The sequence below is a fragment of the Lysinibacillus antri genome, from assembly GCF_003977595.1.
GTDB lineage: Bacteria > Bacillota > Bacilli > Bacillales_A > Planococcaceae > Ureibacillus > Ureibacillus antri.
Map to the genome: position 1 here is coordinate 1 of NZ_RYYR01000044.1, position 21,309 is coordinate 21,309.

Below are 21,309 nucleotides of genomic sequence, written 5' to 3' on the forward strand. Positions count from 1 at the left end.
AATACAGGAATACAGGAATACAGGAATACAGGAATACAGGAATACAGGAATACAGGAATACAGGAATACAGGAATACAGGAATACAGGAATACAGAAGAGGCGGATGTATATAGAAGTGAATAGTAATCTTTAAAAAAAAGCCGAATTAAATTCGACTTTTACACCTCAATAAATGCGCTCGATTGTAGATTTTTTATCAACTAAGACCCACTTAGTTAGGTACAAATATTAACTAACACATTCATCATATATACTCGTATTGGATTGCTAATTCCTCCTTTAAACCTATCTGTGAGACGCACTCCAAGCGACTCCTATTTCGAATCAGTTAACTGAAACAACTCCATTACTCTTTTTCTTTCCGTAGTTCTTCGGGAAGTAATTCTTCCCAAGCAACCAGACATACTGATCAATTTGTTTCAGGTTATATTTATCCAAGCCATAGAAGGTACGGAAATCAATCAGTATGACTTTGAATTTAACATAGTCCTTCAGATCGCTGTCTTGGAAATCAGAGAAACTATCATGATTTCTAAAATAACGAAGCACCTCATCGACATAGCTATCATAAATTGGATAATCAATCGGATTATGATGACTACAATACTTAGAGGCAAAGGAGTAAAAATTCTTCTTTGTCTCACCGATAGTTACGTACTGGATATCTCCAACCAAGGTAACATCACCGGCTTTAAGTCTCGCATCAATATCCAGACTACATATATGCTTAGCCACTGGATAGATTGAGAAAATGTTCGTACTATAAAAGTCATTTAGCGTTGATGCCTTTAAAAGAATATCGATAACATCTGTATTCTTCGGACATAGTTCAAAGAACAGTTTATTAAGCGCAACCTCCTGTAGATGGTAGTTCTCAAGGCCATTCCACTTTGAAAGATAAAACTCAATCTGCTCGATTGATGGGTATGGAACATCAATGTCCATTTTCTTCTTACGAGTATATGTACTCTTAACATTCTTTTCTTGCTTAGTTACAGCTAGTTCAGCAGTTCCATTAGAAGCTAAAAATAAACGAAACCTTCTTAGATGAGACAAGTAACCATTAACAAGTGAATTAACATTACCAGTCGAGTTCTTGGAAAGAGTCTTTATTAATGCGCCTTTTGCTTCATTCTCAAAATCAATAGCGTTCACTGTATTCCAAAACATTTCTTTGCTTTCTTTCCTCCAGAGATAGAAAGTATCCACATAAGCTGTATTTATGGTAGATCTTGAAATGTCCTGGCTATATAGGAAAAGCTTATATAAAGCACGTAACTCTTCGTATGATAAAGCTTTCATTTTATTTATATCCAAAGTAACTCCTCCTCGTCTGTATTTCATGAAGTAGCTCTAAGTATAATGTGTCAGTTAAACCAGTTCGTAATTACTTTATAACCGGAAATGCTTCTTTCTTTTGTTAATTTGTTGCTAACTCCTATATGCGCTCATTTTAAACATCTAATTTGTATTTTATTTACATTTTAACACAAACACCTAGTGGCTAGTGTTCAACAATTTGGTCTAATTGCGGAATAGAAGATGTTTCATAAGAGTAACGTTATGATCCTCCTCAATCGTGCCTTTCTGTAATTGCAATTCCATGTCTCCTTTCATTGCAAAATACAAATATGATATTATAAATACCGTGATCGATGATGGAGAATGTTAATCTACTTTTTAATAAAAGAGGTAGCTAACAATTAATTAGTAGTTCCACGACTTGCTTTTGATTAAATATAGTAGCTTCGGATCGCATTTCTAAGCATTTTTTAAGCGAAAGCATGAAGGACTATCTTTCTCGATTCGTCTGAGCGTACTTTTAAATAAAACTGTATTCCTGTATTTACAGGAAACTGTAAATACAGGAATACAGGAATACAGGTATGCATACATATTTATATAATAAGTTTATCCTTAAAAGGGCTGGTGATAAGGAATGACAGCAACAGTGATCTCTTTTTCGTTACAAAAAGGTGGAGTAGGAAAAACAACAACATGTGGACTAACTGCTTATCTTTTAGCGAAAAGAGGATATAAAGTGTTGGCTATTGATATGGATAGCCAAGGAAATTTAACACAATTGATAAGTGGATATGACGACCTAGAAGTTTTTTATCAACAAACCATTCGAGAGGCCATGGTCGATGGAGATGTGACGGATTATATTAAAGTTGCAACAGATAACCTACATTATGTGCCTGCCGACGACTATCTTGTGTTGATTGCAGATCACAGAAGTAAAACTCCTAGAACTCAATTCTTAAAAGAAGCCATTTCTTCTATAAAAGAGGATTATGATTTCATATTAATTGATACACCTCCAAATCTAAGTATGCAAACTGTTAATGCATTAATGGCAAGTAATTATGTTGTGATGCTATTTGAAACAGCTAAATTCAGCTATAATGCTATTCCACGTTTTATGGATGCAGTTGATGGTGCAATTGATAGCGGAAATCCAAATCTAAAGATTGCAGGTATTTTAGCTACACTAACCGATGCACGACGAACAGACAGCAAAGAACTAGTTGAATTGGTTCGCGAAGAATACGAAGACTTAATTTTTAATACAGTCATTTCACGAAGAGCTGCAATTGGACGATTATCCGTTTATGGCATAAATGATAATCCAGAAATTAAAGCAGCAACTGAACAACACGAATCATATGTAGAGGAGTTGCTTGAACGTGTCAATAAAAAATAAATACAACAGACAACCAAAAGAACCACCAAAGCCTAGAGGGAACAGAGATGTTGTAAAAAGGCTATTGGAAGCAGAGGAACCTGTAAATACAGGAACACAGGAACCTGTAAATACAGGAATACAGGAACCTGTAAATACAGGAATACAGGAACCTGTAAATACAGGAATACAGGAACCTGTAAATACAGGAATACAGGAACCTGTAAATACAGGAATACAGGAACCTGTAAATACAGGAATACAGGAACCTGTAAATACAGGAATACAGGAACCTGTAAATACAGGAATACAGGAACCTGTAAGTACAGGAACACAGGAACCTGTAAGTACAGGAATACAGGTTCCTGTAAGTACAGGAACACAGGAACCTGTAAGTACAGGAATACAGGAACCTGTAAGTACAGGAATACAGGTTCCTGTAAGTACAGGAATACAAGAACCTGTAAATACAGAAATACAGGAACCTGTAAGTACAGGAATACAGGTTCCTGTAAGTGCAGGAACACAAGAGCTTGTAAGGACAGGAATACAAGAACGTGAAATACAGAAACCTGTAAATACGGTTGAACGAAAAGTAAAAAAGGCTACATTCGAGCTAGACGCAGATCTTCACCGAAGACTAAAATCAGTTGCTGTACTAGAAAATAAAACGATGATAGAAATTGTAGAAGATGCGTTAAAAGCTTATTTAGATAAATAGAATTTGCATACTAATAAATTCTCTATTTGAAACTCCTTATTAAAAGCGAACATTTGACAAAAAATGCAGCTCTTAAATCGCAACGTGGTGGCGTCCGGGATCCGCCACGCTTGGGATTTTAGAGATGCACATCTATGTTAAAAGCGATTGCGGCAGCAAACGAAAAAGTTTGTTGTCGCAGTTGATTTTAAAACATAGAGGTTTAATTTTTTGTCAAATCCCTTATCGTTATGAAACGATTGATCCAAAAGGTAATACTATTTATTCAATATTAGGAGCATAATATAATTGCAGTCGAGTTAGGGTATATACAAGAAAAACCAGTTACCGAATGTTGAATTGGTAGCTGGTTTATTTGTTAAATAAACATGGTTCTTATTTTTTATTCTTCTATTGCAATAAAACACTTTCCATCTTCGAGATAGCCTCTTGGTGCTTTATAAACAGGCTCCCCGTTTTCTAAATTTATAAATGTATCTGTTTTATAAGGATTATAATAAACCGGTTTCCAGTTATCCTTCATAATTACTTCTTGATTGTCGTTTTCTAGAAACTTTCCAACAATAAAAGCATGAATGTTTTTTTGTCTTTCCTTTCGCACTCTCAGCTGTCCAGCACGTCCAACTTTCATTTCTACATCGGTTAAAAGAAGGCTATCTGCATATGCGATTATTCTGCGTGTTTTCCTGTCTTGAATTGAAAAGATATTCTTCCTAATATTTCTGTACACCCTAACAGCTTGTCCATTTTCTAACTTTTTACCGTTCACAACATAGATCATGATAGTCACCTCTAAGATGCATTTAGATATTGTTAGTATTAACCGAAATTTTACAAATGAGTCATTTAATAAATATAAAAAACAACAATATAGAACTTCTTTAAAATAAGCATCTTATTTAGGTAGTTTTTAGGTTAAAATTGTATTAATTGGAAATTTAAAATAAAGATTTTAAGGTGGCGTTTAAAGATGGGGTTTGGACAACACCAAACATTCTATTTAAGACAACAGTGGCTTACTAAAGGTTTAATCGAAGTTGAAAAGAATCATCGTTTTTTCTATGATCCAGAGCATTTTGAAATTTTAGGTGTAGGTAAAAATATGGCCAAATCCATTAGGTATTGGCTAAATGCAACCCAATTAACAGAGGATAAAAAGTCTACTAAAACAGAAGTAGTCATGACAGATTTAGCTAAACTTATATTCCAGTATGATCCATATGTAAAGACTAGGTACACCTTATATATCCTGCATTATTTACTAGTAACCGAGAAAAATGAAGCATCAGCCTGGTATTGGTTCTTTAATATATTTAATGAGCGCGTTTTTACGAAACAATTGCTTTTAGAAAAACTAGAACAATGGGTAAAAGAAAACTTCGAAAAAGAGGTTTCAATTAACTCATTAAAACGTGATGTGGATTGTCTTATTCAACTTTATACAGCGAAAGAATATAGTAATCAAACCCCTGAAGATGTGATTAAAAGTCCGTTTGAATCATTAGGATTAGTCCATCAAACAACAGGTTCATATTATGTTAAATCAGAGTCAGCTTATAATTTAATGGCAAATATTCTTTATATAACTCTTTTAAAGTATTCAGAGAAACATAACAAAAAAGAGGTAAGTCTGAATGATCTAATTAATGGTGAAGAATTGTGGGGGAAAGTGTTTAACTTGAACCGAGATACCATTGTTGAGTATTTAGATGAAGTGCGAAAATACTATCCGATCATATTCACAAGGACAAATCGATTAGATGTAATTCGATTAAACACAGAACAATCATGGTTAGAGGAAATGAAAGTAGCATACGAAAACGAGGTATTTAAATAATGAGTTTTCAACCAAGTATAAATATTATGTACGATATTGGGAAAGTTCAATTATTTGAGAATTATGTCCCTAATATAAAGCAATTAGATATTATGAATCGAATGATTAAGGATTTAGTTGAGGCGGAGCAACATGCCCATTTATTAGTGGGGCCATATGGAGCGGGGAAATCGTTAGTTGGTGCGATGACTACATCTTTACTGACACAAAGTAAATTTAATAAAGAGATAAAACAATTCTTTCAAGATGTACATACGGTAAGCCCCGAACTCGAAATAAACATAAGAGTGACATTAGCAAAAAATAAAATAAAGTGGATACCTGTAATGATTACAGGCAAAACTGGCGACTTTGAGTCAATTATTTTAGATAGTATTGAAAAGAAATGTGAAGAAAATGGAATTAATTTAGCCCATAAGAATGATACAAGGTATATTTTAGATTTAATTGATACTTGGGAGCAAAAATTCCCCGATGTATATATAAGTTTTGGTAAAGAACTTCAAAAATTGCAGTACACTATTAATCAATTTAAAGAACAATTAATCTATGAATTTGAACCTGATAAAACGATTCAACTATTCAAAAATATATATCCTAATATTGCATTTGGAACTACGTATCATAATCCTCATAGAATCGAGTTTATCGAACAGTTACATTATATTTTTGATCAGCTAACTAAAAAGAAAATAGGATTATTCATTGTGTTTGATGAATTTGGACGGTTTTTGCAGACGGTTTCTAACGCTAAAATCCATTCTACTATGCAACATATACAAGACTTGGCTGAGTTAGTTAATCGACAACAAAACGCATTCTTACTCATGATTACGCATACAGGTTTACAACAATATGCAAATGCAAATACAAACTTAACGCAGGATGAATTAGAACGTGTAGAGAAACGTTTTTTAGAGCATCGATTAGAAAGTGATTCGTCTATTTTTTATCGATCAGCTCATAAACTGCTCAACAAATCTAAAGAGTATAAGCCAAATATGTTTTTAGCGAACGATTATGAACAATTGGGTTACTCAATTATGAAATATAATCTTTTTCCAGATATGACAACTGAGGAAATAGAGGGAACAATCATTGAGGGGTGTCAGCCGATTCATCCTTTAACAATACAGCTATTACCGGGGATATCAAATTTACTTGGTCAAAATGATCGAACTTTATATATGTTCCTTAATGAATTTGAATTAGAGAACGTAAAAGGAACATGGTATTATGCGGATCACTTATTTGAATACTTCTATCCCGATAATTCTATAATTTTAACACTCGATTCTATGAAGTTTTACCGATTAGCGAGTAGCTATAAGGTATCAGAAATAGCTTTACGAGCCGTTAAATTAGCGACATTATTAAACATATTAAATAATCGTTTTGCAATTACACCAGAGTTCTTACAATTTGCATTAGGTATTGATGAAGATCAAGCACAACAAGTTATTGAAGAATTAATACATGTAAAATTGTTGCGTTTAAATCCATTTAGTAAAACATACGAGTTATATGAAGGTGCATTAGTAGAATTTGAAGACGTTTATAAAGAAGTGGAAATGTCTTCAATTTTAAACGATGAAGTCCGTATTAAAGCAGTTGAAAACTTATTTGGAGAAAGATACTACATTCCATTGGGCTATAACAATGCAAAAAGTATGACTCGTTACATTGAAACAAAATTTATCATTGGAGAGCAACCATTCGAAGTAGGTTTATATGAAGATGGAATGCTTTTATACGTGATAACAAGAAATAAAAATGAAAGAGAACAAGTGGAACAAAAAATCAAACAATACACAAATAACGATATATTGTTTGGTGTTACCAATATTGATTTCTCAAAAGTAAGTGAGTATATTAATCAATATTTAATATTGAATAGAATGCTGGAGATGCCAGAGATTTTGCAAAAGGATGCGAATTTGAAGAAGGAAATTTCGCTTCGAATTGAGACAGTAACCTATGTAATACAACAAATATTGAACCCATTGAAGAAATTTAGTGGGGAGGATGCTCGTTACTATTGGGCTGGCAAAGAGATCACGTTTAACAGTGTATATCAATTTGAATCATTCTTAGATAAATGGATGTTTGAACGTTTCCCATATACTCCAGAAGTCCGTAATGAAAGCTTTAATAAGCGTTCGGTTATGGGCATTCAACGTAAATCGGCTATTAGTATTTTAGAGCAAATTTTACAACAAACATTTGATGGCACATTTGAGTTAACGGGGAATGGACCAGACTACTTAATCTTTGCGACAACTTTCAAAAATTTAAACTTTGATTTTGTTGACTTAGACAATCAAACTGTCTACGAACTTACCGAATTGCGTAAGAGACTATTAGAACAACTCGAAAATACGAAGAGAAACTCTGTTTATAGTTTATATTCGATTGCTTTATCAGAACCATTCGGAATTCGTGCTCCATTAGTACCTTTACTTGTTGTCGCCTTACTTAAAGATAAGTGGCATCAGATGGCGTTTTATTCAAATGATTTTAGCCTTCCTGAGATGAATGCTGAAATGTTATATGAGATTCTTGAACAGGCTGCTGAATTTTATGAGTATGAAGTTTATTCTTTAGATGAGGAAAGTTCAGAGTCGCTTCAATACTTAAATGAAGTTTATTTAGATGGGGGAAATGTAATTCCTCCAAACATTTTGTTTAAAGAATTAAATCAATGGTTATTAAAGTTACCTAGATTTACACAAATCACTAATAAACAACCGGCAGAGATTTTAAAATTTAAACAAATCATCCGTTCAAGCGAAACAGATCCATTAGTAGCTAGTAAAGAATTCGTGAATTTAGGATTATTAAAAGAGCAATATCGTGAGGTTAAACAGTACTTAGAGGATTTTGTAGAAGAATTTAAGAAACAATTATTACAGGAAACTCTAGTTGCGTTTGATGTCCAAGAAATTAAAGAAATACGAAATAAACATGCGATTACTATTCAAAAATCACCTCAATTATTAGAATTAGTAGGCATCTTAGAACAAGAACAAAACTTGGATTCATTTATTATAAAAGTGGTTGGTGTTCGATTAGAGGATTGGTCAGATGTTACGTATGATTCATATTTTGCGACATTAACACAACTATTAACTGTAGTGGATTCTGAAATGATTAGAGTAATTGAGGGAGATCAAGTCATTTCTACAATTAAGGAAATGGAGTTATCCGTTAAAGGGAATACGATTTATAATCAGCTGCAACGAATAGTAACAGCTGGTGGTAGAACGATGAATGCGGAAGAAGTAAAATACATTTTATATCGCGTTTTAAAAGAAGTGTAAGTAAAGAATGCAGCCACTCGGATAGTCGAATGGCTGTATTTTAAATTTAAGAGTATGAACAAATACAAGGAATTGAATCATCTTTTTCACTAAGATATTTTTCAATGCCATGCAGATCCATGAGTTCACGATATTCACGTAAAGTAAAAGCCTTACTATTACGCTTTAAAATCGAAACATCTTTATTAAACTTTTCACGGAATCGTTCTTCCATTGCCTCTTGTTCCAAATACTGATCTGGCCAAACCTTATAAAGCAGTGCGTAATGTCCAAGTCCACCACGTACACATCGTCCAGCACAATTTGCATGTGAGAATCCAAGGCCATACATTCGAGGAAGAGCAATTTTCCATTCATCACGGATGATTTTTTTTGTATCCAAGTCTTCCTTAAACGTTTCAATCATAGGAAAACGTGTTGCAATAGGTTCAATCGGATTGTGTTCATAGAAATTTTGAAGATTGACGGCCCGATGTTGCTCATGTGGCCCAATACCAAAGTATAAGATAGGTTCTAAGTTATGTATATCTCGAAGCTCTTCTAAGTATATTAATGTTTGGCGTACCTTCAATTCTTCCGAACACTTAGCCATGCGTGAATTACCTAAAAATCGAACATCATAAAACACTTCTTCTGGCGTTCGACCATCAGTACGATAAGTAATATCTAAACCGATATATTCCGCTACTTCTTCCATAAATCTATAATTATCGATATCTTCCCATAACGTATCAGTAAAGAATAGTACACAATTTTCTTTCCCGTATTTTTGTACAATATAGTAAGCAACGTAAGCCGACGCAGCACCACCACTAAACATTGCTACGTGAACAGGCTTACGCTCGCTAACTGAATCAAGATTTCCTGCGTTTAAAATACTAAGAGCGCTCGATCTTTCGTTGGTTTTTTTTATTTTTGCTTTATTTACATTCATTGAGTGCCCTCCTAGTAAGAAATATTTTTGTATGCTTTTGTTGGGAATTAGAAATCGATATTAGAAGCCCTTTCAATACTAGTCTTTCTAATCCTTTGCGAGTAGTTAGGGCGATCAATTATAATATCATCTATTTTCAATTCAGTAATCCAATTTAGTAATGTTGTTAGCAGATCTTTTACATCTTTTCGATAGGGTCTAGGATCATCAATTAGTGAGTTATGGAGTTTTGATGATAATTCTCCAAAATATATTTCATCTTCAAATGAATCAAGTAGCCATTTATAACATTTCAAATTCATAAAGCTTTTTTTTAATATATCTTCGTCATAAGATTCGGGTCTAGTTAAACCTAATAGTTTTAAATCACTACTTTTTACATCAAATGAACTAGCACTCGATAAAAATTCAGAAACCCATAATTTTTTAGGAGAACCAACTTTAAATATGTTTAACCCATTTAGATTCCACTCAGGTGTAGCTTCAGAATTAGATGTGGCAGGGATTTGGTTTTTGAAGGCATTCATAATCCTATCCGTCATTAATTCTGATATTTCAAAGAAGCTTAGTAATCTTGAATAATCATCTTGTTCTAATGGACCACTTACGCCACTTTCAATATTTGATTTATCAGAAATGCCTAAACCAGATAAAGTAACATTTGCGCTTCCTATAAAAAATCTTTGTTTATCGAAAACGAAAATTTTAGAATGTAGGTCTAGATTAAAATACATCTTCCAACCATTGTTTTTACAATACTCAAATAACTCTACATCAGTAGCTTTAGAGATTAAATCCATTTTCCTGAAACGTAATAATAAAATTTTTTCAATATCGGCATTTATACATTGATCAATTCTTTCAAGCGCATCGATTTTTACAAATGCCGATACAATGATTAGTTGGTTCTTAGTATTTGATAATTTAATTTCAAGAAATGGGAAAATTTCTTTTGAATGTATTATTAGATTTTCCATATCTAGAACTTTAGGAATTGCTTAGCATATTTACCCCAGTCTTCACGAACCTCTTGTACCTGATCCCTACGTAATCCATCGGGAGTTTCATCTTCATACCTTGCCCACGCAGCTAAAAGTAACTTTAAGCCCATAGATGCTTTATCTAATCTTGATTTTAGTTGTGAAACACTAGTTTCTTCGACAGTTTCATTAAGTACCTCTAATAAATTTTCATAGGCAGGGTGTGCTTTATTAATAATAACGTTAATGGCACCACCGCTAAGACGTACCGTGAAAAAGGCACTACCTTCAAATGAATTTTCTATAAAATTATATTTAGAGTTTCCAGTTACTGTTTTTTGAGCTACTTTTTTTGCACTTTCATCATCGACACCACTAGCTACTAACGATTCAGTAATTTCTTCTTTTCTTTGTTCAGTAGGTTTTTTTTCATCTTCATCACTTTGACTAATAAAACCTTGTTCTTTACGATAATTTGTAACATCGGTTGCTTGCTTTTCTACTTTTTCATTTTTAGCTTGATTTATAGTGGCTTTACTTCCTACATTTTGTTTAACGATTATTTTTCTTAAATGAGTTAGCATTTTATTAATATGATTGCATATTTCAAGTAAAGGAGCACGCGGGTCTTCTTCTTCTTCAAATTCTTCTTTTATATCAAGAAAAGTTCGACTCTTTCCTTTTTCTTTTTTCATATCATCTATCATTTTTAAAACATCAGAAAAATTCCTTGCAGCTTGTTTATTATTAGAAACACCCATTAGTTCATCTAGCGATGGTGGGAACTCAACTTCAATACCCCACCAACGTTCTGTAGGATCATAATTGTTTACTAGAGTCGTGTCCATGTCTAGTTCTCGTTCCGCTCTAAGAATAGAAATGCCAATGTTACCACTAGCATGTTTACCATGAGGTTTAGAACCAGCTGAAGCACCATCACTTTCACGAGCTTCATCTTTGGCATGTGCAAGCCTAACAAATACTTGATGAACTTCATCTTTAAATGGAACATCAAAAGTAGTCTCATAACCTGATGTCCCCATATATGGTTCGAACATTGGAGTTTCATTATACGGTGCTGGACAACTGGTTTTTTCCATTAAATAAAGTGGGTCGTTTGGTAATGCAAATCTATGTATCGATTCATCACTCGGTCTACTTGTATTGAAAGTTGTAAAATCTATTTTAATACGCTCGTCATTTAAAAATTTTCTATACATTCTTCCAATTATTAACTCAGAATGGTTTATTAACGTTTGTGCCTTTGTCCACATAAATTTATCTAAATCAGACCAAACAATTAATGTTCCTGCTTTCTGGAAAATAACACCTTCTTTTCTCCAGATAGATGGAATTTCCTTTTTTGTTGGTAGTGGAATTTCAGCAGATTTCTTTTCTTTTACTTCTTTTATATCTAAATAAGTGTGAAGGGCATTCTCGACACCATCTTGCCAACTCCATACATCAACACGCGTACATTGTGATATGGAAGATGCAGGTAAGCCCATTCCAAATCTTCCAATACCAGTACGTTTTGACCTTTCAAGTCTAGTACCATTCCCAAACTGTAAGCAAAGTTGCAATACTTCTGCATCCATGCCATCCCCATTATCTAATACAGCTAGTTCAGTTAGTCTAGGGATTTTCTTTTGATTAACTAATATATCCTGTTCTTTACACATTATCTGAACATAATTAGCATTTGCCTGAATAGAATTATCGATTAGTTCTGCAACTGCATATGCTGTATTTTTATAGCCATTGTCTCTCATTGCTTCAATAGCTAAGTGTGCTGGTACATAAGATTGATCTATACTTTGTGTGTTAGTCATTCCATACAACCTCCCAATTTTCAAATGCTTCAGCCACCGATCTAAAGCCAGGTAAATCCTGATCAATTACGGTTATAATTTCGGCAAATTCATTCCCACCTGCATTGACTCCACGAATAGCCCTTCCCACCATTTGACTGTAGAGTACTAATGACATTGTGGGTCTTCCAATTATGGCAGCACTAGTACGAGGAGCATCAAAACCGGTTGTTAAAACGCCATAATTACATAATACTTTTGGATAATTATCCTCATTTTTAAAATCTTCAATAATCTTTTTGCGTGTCTGATTATCTGTTTCTCCTGTAAGAGATCTAGAATGAATGCCTTGTGATTCTAATATAAAAGAAATAATATTAGAGCAATTGACAGATGGAGCAAATAAAATAATTCTTTTATGATTTGAGGCTAAACGGATTGCCTCATTGATAATCAGCAAGTTCCTTTTCTCATCCTCGGCTAACTTACTGAGTATTTGCTTTGGATATTCGAGAACGCCTTTTAATTCTGCTTTATCTTTTTCAGTTAACAAAGGTTTCTCATTCTCATAAATTAAAGGTTTGAAAGTTACTTGTGCTAGATATCCAGCGTCGGTTAAGTAATCTACAGGGTTATCATAGCCAGCAACTTCTAGCTTAACTTTCTTTTTATGGAAAAAGTGGGCTAGCTTTAAGTCAGCTTCTTGATCTTCAAAACTACGACCAGGAGTGGCACTCAAACCAATTAGCTTTTTGGATTCTCCAATATCTAAAAGAATACTCACTATCTCATTGTATACAGGCGCAACTGATTGATGAGCTTCGTCAAAAATAATTAGTGAAACTTTTTTAGCTAGAGAACCCACAAAGCTTCTTCCGTTGCGATCCCTATATTTACTAATTAATTTAGGTAGACCTGCCACTAGCAACCCGTCATGAAGTGAGTTTAATTGAATTTCAGAACTTCCCCAAAGCCTTGAAACAGAAACTTCTCTATTTCCTAAAAAGGACCATGCTTTTTCAAATTCAGATGCAGCTTGTTCACATAATTCTTCGGTATTTGCTAACCAAATAACTATTTTTTTCTCATTCATACGAAGGTAGTCCGCTATGATATTCATTGTTGTCCTTGTTTTCCCGGAACCAGTGGGCATATGCAGTAGAACTCTTTCATGACCAGAGTTCAGAATAGCCATTACTCGTGCAGCAGCAATTCTTTGGTGCTCAAAAAGTTGGTAGTTTCCAGTAACCTCGGTTACTATTGGTTCCTTCTCTTGTTCGGTAGATACATAATTCTGGGTTACATCAAATACGGATAAAAGCAAATTATAATGTTCGGAGTTTTTCCTGAAATTTAAGTTTTTTACTCTCTCATATACAGCGTATATTTCATCACGAGGGCTATATATTCCTAAAATTCTAGCTACAGTTTTAATTTCTTCAGGCCGCATAAGATCTATTAATATGTCTCTGAATTTTTTGTCAGTAAGGAGTTTTTCCTCTGAATGAAGATCTAAAATAATTTTTTTAAGCTTACTAGTATAGCTATTTCCATTGTTCATCAAATTTAAAATTTTAATAGTTTGGTTACCTATAATTTCTTGTACTGTAATTTCATCAGCTCTACTTATCAGTTCTTTAACAGAAAGCAAAAGTGTGTTCACCTCCACAATGGTTAACACTTAATGATTATTTGGTAAATTTTTACCTATATTTTTCTATTTTACTGGTCTTTTGATGGAAATAGAAGGATATTATTTACATTTAATTTAATTTTTTCATAATATATTTCAATCAAATAGTCGTTTAACTGGATTATTATGATTATGAAAAAAAGAGTAACCCTATTTTAGGGCTACCCTTAGTCTCAAAATATCTATTTTGCTTCAACTAAAAACTCAAATCGTTTTATCGCCTATTAAATAACTCATTTCTCTCAACTATTCATCGTCAACCAGTGTATCATTTTTTGATCGTTTTCTTTGTTTTGCCGTTTTGTTTTATTGTTGATATAGCGAGAGAGGGTGCTATGGGAAATGCCCATTTCTTCAGCAGCCTTTCTAACCGAATATCCTAAAATAGTAATTCGTTGTTTCATAGCTTCAGGTGATAATTCAATTACATTATCGGGGATATCAAATACAAAAGCCTCTTGTTGGGTTGTCCCAGCAGAGAGGGAAACCTCAATAAAATCAGCATCTTGTATAGAATTTGTAGCCTCACTAATTCTATGGTTAGGTTGTATAGGCGTCGGTAAAATTTTGCCATTTCGTAATCGTTTATTTTCATTCACTATTTCTGATGGTGGCATGATGGTAACTGTTATATTTCCCCAATACTTATTTATCCATCCATGTTTACCTACTTTAGATTCATCGATTTCCTCATTGTAGTACCATTGTTCAATTACATTGTCCCGCATTAAATCATCCAATACTTCCTCAAATTTATCTCGAATTTGGCTCCCGTTTAGACGCTTTGCTAAATGCATTTCTTTTAACAGGGTAGAAATTTTAAAAGGTTGTTGTATGGTATTTCTAATCGAACGGATTTTAAATTGTCGACTAAGGTATCGTGTCAGTCGTTTATGTTCGCGTTGTTTAAAGTGACTGTATTGAAAGACTTTTAAATCTAAGACTCCTAATGATGACTTAGTGCCATCTAAGTAAGGCTGAAGTAAGGATGATGGCTTAATTTGAAGTGAATAGATTCCTTTAGGCTCATCGCTTTTCTTATCAAATGCGATACGAACACTTCCAACTTCAAACATCCTTTTATAATCTTGGAAATTATATAATTTATCTTTTTCAAGGTCTTTCGTATTTACGATTTTTACTCGCTCCGATCCATCACTTAAAGCAACCCAAACGCTTGTTAGTGCAGCTACACGACGCATGATATTAAAACGATCGCGTTCTTTAAATTTTAATTCTTCCGGTGGGACAGACTTATCTGAATACCGTAGCATAAGTGCGTCATCGCTATGGAAATTAATAAATCCTTCACTATCTTTTTCAGATGTCATCCAAAGATAAGAAATTAAATCAAAGATATCTGCGGTTAATTCGTCTAAAGAGTTTAGCGTGGTTTCAACTAGATCTAGCCAGTAAGCTTGGTCCTCATCGCCTTTAGATGGAATTAATGGGACAGGTCGTAATTCGGCAAACCCATGTAGTAGACCTTGATTATCGACTAATTCAGCTCCAAGATAACCGGTGTCCTTTTCACTAAAATCAGACTTTTTTGTAACGATATCACGCATTAAATGATATTCTGTCCCAGCATTTGTATAGATATATTCTTGGTCCGCAATCGTCTTAAGAGTTTTTAAATCATTTTTCTCATCTTGATTGGGCACGACAAGCGATTGAATATGTCCCATTTGGCTTTCAATAATGGAGTCCCGATAATTTTCGACTGCAAATTTAATCAGACGTTTCGTGAGCTTGTAATTACTATAGAGTGACTCTGTAAAAAGTTTATAAAGGTCTGTAAAACTATCACTTAACAAATGATCGGGTGCTTGACGCTCGATTTCTAACTCTGAAGTCGTATAGGCATCTTGTTTCCACAGGTCAAGGAGTATTGGATAGTCCTCAAATAACGACTTACATTCTTCGTACAATGCTACTTTTAGCGTTTTGTAATCTAACAATAGGGTATCAGATATCTTTTCATAATCCATGGAATGCACCACCTAGTATCTATGGTTTCCTTCATTATATCAAAATGCACCACTTTTTGGTGAAGTGGTGCATTTCTTGGACCAACCTGTGTATATAAAATATACCACTTTGAAAAAAACTTAGCCCAACTCGTGTACTTTATGCAAACAGAAAAATGTTTAAAACAGTAGATATATCAAGGATTAGCGTACATAACGGTGCATTTGGAGAGTGGTGCATTTAAAAGGTGGTGCATTTCTCGGACCAACCCGTGTATTTAAAATGCACCACTTTGAAAAAATCCCAACCGACGCGTGTACTTTTTGTAAATAGAAGAATGGGTGTAAATGTAGATGTATCAAGGATTAGCTTACATAGCAGTGCATTTGGAGAGTGGTGCATTTTAAAAAAGTGGTGCATTTATGGGACGAACCCGTGTACTTTATGTAAATAGAAAAATGACCATAAATGTATATACACCAAGGCTTATTGTGCATATTGATCCATTTGGAGAGTGGTGCATTTTAAAAAAGTGGTGCATTTATGGGACGAACCCGTGTACTTAAAATGCACCACTTTTGAAAAAAATCGGACGAACCCGTGTACTTTGTGCGAATAGAGAAGTGGCTGAGAATATAGATGTACCAAGGCTTAGAGTACATATTAATCCATTTGGAGAGTGGTGCATTTTAAAAAAAGTGGTGCATTTTTTTGTCCCAACCCGCATAGCAAAAAATTTTCGAAAAAATTTCAATCCCTTGTGGCTGTAAGGCTCAAGGCACCTTTTGAAGTGGTGCATTTTCCTCTAGAGGGGAGGGGTTTCAAAATTATGAATGTATTATACTTATTTGTATGAATTGGATTAATTATGCATTGTAGTAAATGGTGCTATCTTTTTCATGAGTTTTACTGCCAATTTTACTTAGACTTTTATGGAAAAGCATCCACAATTATGGGAGCTTTTTAAGGTCATTTAAACCAAAAAGTATCGAAAAATTAAATTTCCAGCAATTCGATAAACATAGATAAAATCTAGCTTTTCACTAGTTTACAAGCTATTATTTTTATGGTTTTATAGTCTTAAATAAATTTCCAAGGCAAATTAAAAAAGTCATTCCTAACAGTCTTTGGTCGGACTGGAATGACTTTACACGATCTGCCTAACAAACGTAATGAAAATAAATGAATGTCGGTAGCAATCAATTAAATCCATTAAACAGGTGAATGTTAGAGCAGTATGTTATAACCGAAGTGCTGGTAACACAAACGGTTATATTATCATATATGATAATTAATGTACTGATTATAACAAGCTAAAATTCATTTTTCAATATTTTATGTTGAAAAATCGATTTTGGGTACTTTTTGTACCCGAAAAAAGGGTTTTTTGATAGCTACTGGCATTCACTGATCTATACAAGAGGTGATATCCGTGGCTATTTTTGCGTCTACTAATCAATTAATCGATATATACAATACAATCCTTCATGAAGGTTTAACCACTTATAAAACGAAATTTTCCAAAGCAACTCTTCCAGCTCGTGTCGAAGCTGAAAAAGCGGACAAGCTTCATAAAAAAGGGGCAATCTTTGTCGTGCGCTCGAAAGCTGACTTTACATCAACAGGTGTGAAAGGCTATATTGTCACATCAAAAGAAACGCTTCTAGAAGATGCTGCTGGGCTTTCGCACTTCACGCCTAATGTGTACCGTCAATTTGGGTATTCTGACGACAAACGAACGAAGATTCACGGCTTTGAAGAAAAGAATTTGCTTCAAATCAACACATTCGTCGTGGACATTGATACGAAGCAACATAGTGTGCAAGAGATCCTGTTAACGTGCGTGGATGAAAGTATCGGTGCGCCTACGTTAATTGTGGAGTCTGAACGTGGCTACCAAGTGTATTTTGTCCTTTCTGAACCTCTATTTATTTCAAATAAGCAAAACTTCCGTGGGTTAACTGTTGCAAAACGCATTGCTGATAACTTGAAAAAAAGTCTGCAATCCGTCAGTGCAGACCTTTTCTGCAATGATTTTGGTTTTTTCCGCATCCCGAAAAAAGACAACATCGTATGGCAACAACTTGATCAAACCTATCATATGGCACACCTGATCGACTGGTCCCGTCGTCAAGATGACGACGTAGCACGACCTTTATTTGTGGTGCCTTCGAAATTCACAACGACTTCTGTGACACAATCAGAATGGTTTTCTAAGCTGATTTCCGCTGTTGATATTAAAGGTGAGAAAGGGCAACTGGGGCGAAACAACGCAATGTTTACGCTTGCTTTAGTGTGCTTTTCAGAAGGTTGGGAAAAGGAGCGTACATTTGACTTTCTAGATGAATACAACTCAAATCTTAACTATCCTCTTTCTTTAACGGAAGTAGAAACACTATTAAACTCGGCGTATTCAGGAAGATATAAAGGCGCGAGTAAAGAGTACATCGAGGCATTATTAGCGGCGTACGTTAGAGGTGGCTCAGCCATCCCAGTGAAATTTAATTACAAGGGTGGTTGGCACAAATTTAAAAAAGAGCGTAAAGACCGTGAACGTAGTCATTATGAAGAATGGGAACAAGATATCATTGCGTACATTTCGGTTCAAAAATCCAGCTCCGAAATGTTTCTTTGGCGTTCCCAAAAAGAGATTTGTGAGGCAATTAGCATCCCAAAAAGTACATTAAACGAAGTTTTAAAACAATCCCAAAGACTATTAAAAACAACAAAAGGCAAAGGCCGTAACGCCAAAACGGGTTGGACAACAATCAGCCTGTTTCTTCAGTATGTCTTAAAAAAGGCAGTGGAACTATCAGAAAGAAAAGGTATGTATCGAATTGGTTTACAAGAAGTCGTAAACGAATGGATCGGTGAAATTGAACCAATTGCAGGGTACGATTTATTAACGTTGTACCTTGAAAAATTAGACGTCGTCACCCCATCAACCACCAAGGAAACTTCCAAGATGGGCATAGGCTAATTTAATAGTCCACTCTGCCTTTACATATTTCTAATTACGTCATAGGGATGTTGTGGATAAGGCTGCTATAACAGATATATCATGGATAAATATATACATACGGTTAGTATATAGCACAAGCATATCTTGCAGTATATCGTGCTATAGTCTACGAGTATGCTTACTATATGTTATTCCATAAACAAAATTTTATTATTAATTATTTTATAACGGTTCTTATGTAACAATTTACTGGACATAGTTAATTACTGAAGTATCTGTAGAAGTCCATGAATTTGGTTATGAAGGTTTATATTTATTAATTAATATTAAAAAATATTATGGATAAAGAGATTATTATTTATGTTTAGGGGCGTGAAGGGTGAAACCCAGCCCCCCTTGGAGAACATCTCGGCCCCTGCCAGGCGATGATATATCTGTTATAGCGTGTTGATATGGGCGTTATATTAAACAATGTGGAGAATAGTATTTTATAAGTTTATTTAGATTTATATAGATATTTAAGGGATATAGTATAGGATTCGTTAATTGATTAGGGGTAATAAAACAATTGAGAGTTATTGGGATAGATGATGAGAAATTAAGTTTTAAGAAATCCTTTTAGTAAACATAGTGTATTATTCTTTGAATGGAAAGGGTATGGCAATGTAGGAAGATTAATGAGAATCAAGATGAAAGATGGTTCTGAATTTGATTGTATTCCTGTTATTAAAATCCAATATGTTGGGAAAGCAGAGAAATGAGTTATATTGATTTAATTGTGATATTAGTTAAAAATTAACTCCCCTACAAAAGGATAAGATTCCATTGTAAGGGGTCTAGTTTGATTAGTGATATTGATAAGGATTATAAGTTATAACTGTTTTGTGATTAGCACGTTTCTTTTTTAAATAAAGCGATTTAATTTTTTTATGTAATAAATCATTTTTTGCAGGTGGACTTGTGATCAAATCACTAATGTCGTTTGCTTCAAATGGTCGTCCATCAATGGAGTAGTTTTGGTTATTTAAGAAGGTTGCTGTTTCTTTGGTATTTCCAAATAGAGTATATGAAAATACAACAATTTGAGTAAGATTTTCGGGTTGGTAGTTTTCAATGAGATCTATATATTCTTGAAGTTCTTTTAATTCTTGTTTTGCTTGTTCAAATGTACGGAAATTTTTCATCTTTTTATCTCCTTTTGATTTTGGATGTTAAAAATTTCAACGAAAAATGGATATATTTAGAATTTATTATGTATAGCAATTACCCTTTGTTTAGGTAATTAAACCTAGCTGATCTTATGTTTATTTAGTTGTTTGTCACTGCTAAAGGCTTCTAAAACATGTTTATTTTTGTTTGTAAGGTCTCTAAAAAGTTGTCGTATACCTAAATATTACCATTTATGAAAAACACGTTTAGGAAGCGTCTACAACGTTTTAAAAAGCTTTTAAAGACTTAATGACAGGGTTCCTGCTTTAGATCGGACTGCAAATTATATCAAGGATACAGCCAACATTTCGGAAATTTTGTACGCTAAGGAAATACAAATAGGGATACCGTCAAGAAAATGAGGTTAGAATGCTAAGCTCATTTCCAAGACAGTATCCCAAAAAGTTGATTTTTATTGTTTGCGAAGCACTGTGATAAATGCCATCGCTTGGATACACCCTTATTCAATTTCAATGTCGAATTCATTTGTTACTGTATCAATGAATTTTGCTCCCTTGATTTTCGCAGGGACAAAATATGCACCGTGAATTTTATATAACACCCTTGTATTATTTAGTTGCTCCATTGCATTTTGTATTTCCTCTGCTGTTAAATCTTCACGTGGATCCGCAAGTTTAATTGATACGGTTTTGCCTTCATGGCTAATAAAGTCCAGCTGCAAAATAGTTTTAGTTTCCGCCATTTATGTCACCTCCTTGATTATGATGGTTTTAGTTTAGTTTTCAATATATTGGGCATAGTTTAGTTCGATGTTTAATAAAGGATGTTTTACTAAATCTCCTAATACGATGCCGACTTGATAAATTTCGTCAGGGGTCATATCATCTCGAACATTTGATAGCGTTATACGTCTTTTTTCGGCTTTACCATTTTCAACAACGCCAAATTCTAAGATAATATCCTTACGTTTAAATACCGCTTCTGCCATCGTTTGTCCCTCCTTTCAATCATTTGAAACATTATATAAGGGACAAAATAGTATGTCAGTATTCATTGGCAAAGTTTCATAAAACAAAATGACTTAAGGTTTTGTTAATTAAAAACAAAGAAAAAGCCGAAGCAAATCAATTGAACTGCTCCCTGTCAAGTAGACAGTGAAAATAATAAAAATGCTTAGGCGGCTTGAGCCCTGTATTCTAGGGGGCTCAAGCCGTTTAATGTTT

Annotated in this window: 15 protein-coding genes; 5 read left to right on the top strand and 10 right to left on the bottom strand. The window is 34.0% G+C overall.

Annotation, left to right across the window (positions count from 1 at the left end):
- Window positions 1-325: 325 nt before the first annotated feature.
- A complete protein-coding gene (locus EK386_RS18935) occupies window positions 326-1,318 on the bottom strand; it encodes an HI_0787 family protein (protein WP_179966067.1) in 993 nt (330 codons plus the stop codon).
- Window positions 1,319-1,940: 622 nt separating this feature from the next.
- Here EK386_RS18935 and EK386_RS18940 point away from each other — a divergent pair.
- Window positions 1,941-2,708, top strand: coding sequence for a ParA family protein (locus tag EK386_RS18940; protein WP_126660746.1), 768 nt, complete (start codon window positions 1,941-1,943; stop codon window positions 2,706-2,708).
- A complete protein-coding gene (locus EK386_RS18945; protein WP_158674473.1) occupies window positions 2,692-3,408 on the top strand; it encodes an RH3 domain-containing protein in 717 nt (238 codons plus the stop codon). The genes EK386_RS18940 and EK386_RS18945 overlap by 17 nt, the downstream gene beginning before the upstream one ends.
- A gap of 382 nt (window positions 3,409-3,790) precedes the next feature.
- On the opposite strand, the gene EK386_RS18950 is transcribed toward EK386_RS18945, so the two are convergent.
- Window positions 3,791-4,189 carry a L5-gp82 domain-containing phage-derived protein gene (locus tag EK386_RS18950; protein ID WP_126660748.1) on the bottom strand — a complete coding sequence of 133 codons (399 nt, stop codon included), beginning with the start codon at window positions 4,187-4,189 and terminating at the stop codon, window positions 3,791-3,793.
- Between the two features lie 189 nt (window positions 4,190-4,378).
- Here EK386_RS18950 and EK386_RS18955 point away from each other — a divergent pair, with 189 nt between their 5' ends.
- The gene (locus EK386_RS18955; protein WP_126660749.1) at window positions 4,379-5,245 is read left to right on the top strand and encodes a DUF4007 family protein; all 867 of its coding nucleotides are present in this window, start codon (window positions 4,379-4,381) and stop codon (window positions 5,243-5,245) included.
- The gene (locus EK386_RS18960; RefSeq protein ID WP_126660750.1) at window positions 5,245-8,565 is read left to right on the top strand and encodes a hypothetical protein; all 3,321 of its coding nucleotides are present in this window, start codon (window positions 5,245-5,247) and stop codon (window positions 8,563-8,565) included. Before EK386_RS18955 ends, EK386_RS18960 begins: the two co-directional genes overlap by 1 nt.
- Window positions 8,566-8,611: 46 nt before the next feature.
- On the opposite strand, the gene EK386_RS18965 is transcribed toward EK386_RS18960, so the two are convergent.
- The 5 genes from EK386_RS18965 to EK386_RS18985 all read right to left on the bottom strand — a co-directional run bounded on the left by EK386_RS18965 (window position 8,612) and on the right by EK386_RS18985 (window position 15,974).
- Window positions 8,612-9,499, bottom strand: coding sequence for a hypothetical protein (locus EK386_RS18965; RefSeq protein ID WP_246027731.1), 888 nt, complete (start codon window positions 9,497-9,499; stop codon window positions 8,612-8,614).
- A gap of 47 nt (window positions 9,500-9,546) precedes the next feature.
- Window positions 9,547-10,476 (bottom strand): phospholipase D-like domain-containing protein, encoded by a 930-nt coding sequence (locus EK386_RS18970; RefSeq protein WP_126660751.1) that lies wholly within the window; start codon window positions 10,474-10,476, stop codon window positions 9,547-9,549.
- A gap of 2 nt (window positions 10,477-10,478) precedes the next feature.
- A complete protein-coding gene (locus tag EK386_RS18975) occupies window positions 10,479-12,311 on the bottom strand; it encodes an ATP-binding protein (RefSeq protein WP_218939078.1) in 1,833 nt (610 codons plus the stop codon).
- Complete coding sequence (locus EK386_RS18980) at window positions 12,304-13,941, bottom strand: DEAD/DEAH box helicase (protein ID WP_126660752.1); 1,638 nt, start codon at window positions 13,939-13,941, stop codon at window positions 12,304-12,306. Before EK386_RS18980 ends, EK386_RS18975 begins: the two co-directional genes overlap by 8 nt.
- A 284-nt stretch (window positions 13,942-14,225) precedes the next feature.
- Window positions 14,226-15,974, bottom strand: coding sequence for a helix-turn-helix domain-containing protein (locus EK386_RS18985; RefSeq protein WP_126660753.1), 1,749 nt, complete (start codon window positions 15,972-15,974; stop codon window positions 14,226-14,228).
- Between the two features lie 1,412 nt (window positions 15,975-17,386).
- On the opposite strand from EK386_RS18985, the gene EK386_RS18990 reads away from it, so the two are divergent.
- On the top strand, window positions 17,387-18,934 hold the full coding sequence (locus EK386_RS18990) for a primase C-terminal domain-containing protein (RefSeq protein WP_246027732.1): 1,548 nt from the start codon (window positions 17,387-17,389) through the stop codon (window positions 18,932-18,934).
- An 827-nt stretch (window positions 18,935-19,761) separates the two neighbouring features.
- Here EK386_RS18990 and EK386_RS18995 read toward each other — a convergent pair.
- From EK386_RS18995 to EK386_RS19005, 3 genes are all read right to left on the bottom strand, one after another.
- A complete protein-coding gene (locus tag EK386_RS18995) occupies window positions 19,762-20,100 on the bottom strand; it encodes a hypothetical protein (RefSeq protein ID WP_126660754.1) in 339 nt (112 codons plus the stop codon).
- A gap of 485 nt (window positions 20,101-20,585) precedes the next feature.
- Window positions 20,586-20,828, bottom strand: coding sequence for a DUF2922 domain-containing protein (locus EK386_RS19000; protein WP_126660755.1), 243 nt, complete (start codon window positions 20,826-20,828; stop codon window positions 20,586-20,588).
- A 33-nt stretch (window positions 20,829-20,861) separates the two neighbouring features.
- Window positions 20,862-21,074, bottom strand: coding sequence for a DUF1659 domain-containing protein (locus tag EK386_RS19005; protein WP_126660756.1), 213 nt, complete (start codon window positions 21,072-21,074; stop codon window positions 20,862-20,864).
- Window positions 21,075-21,309: the final 235 nt, after the last annotated feature.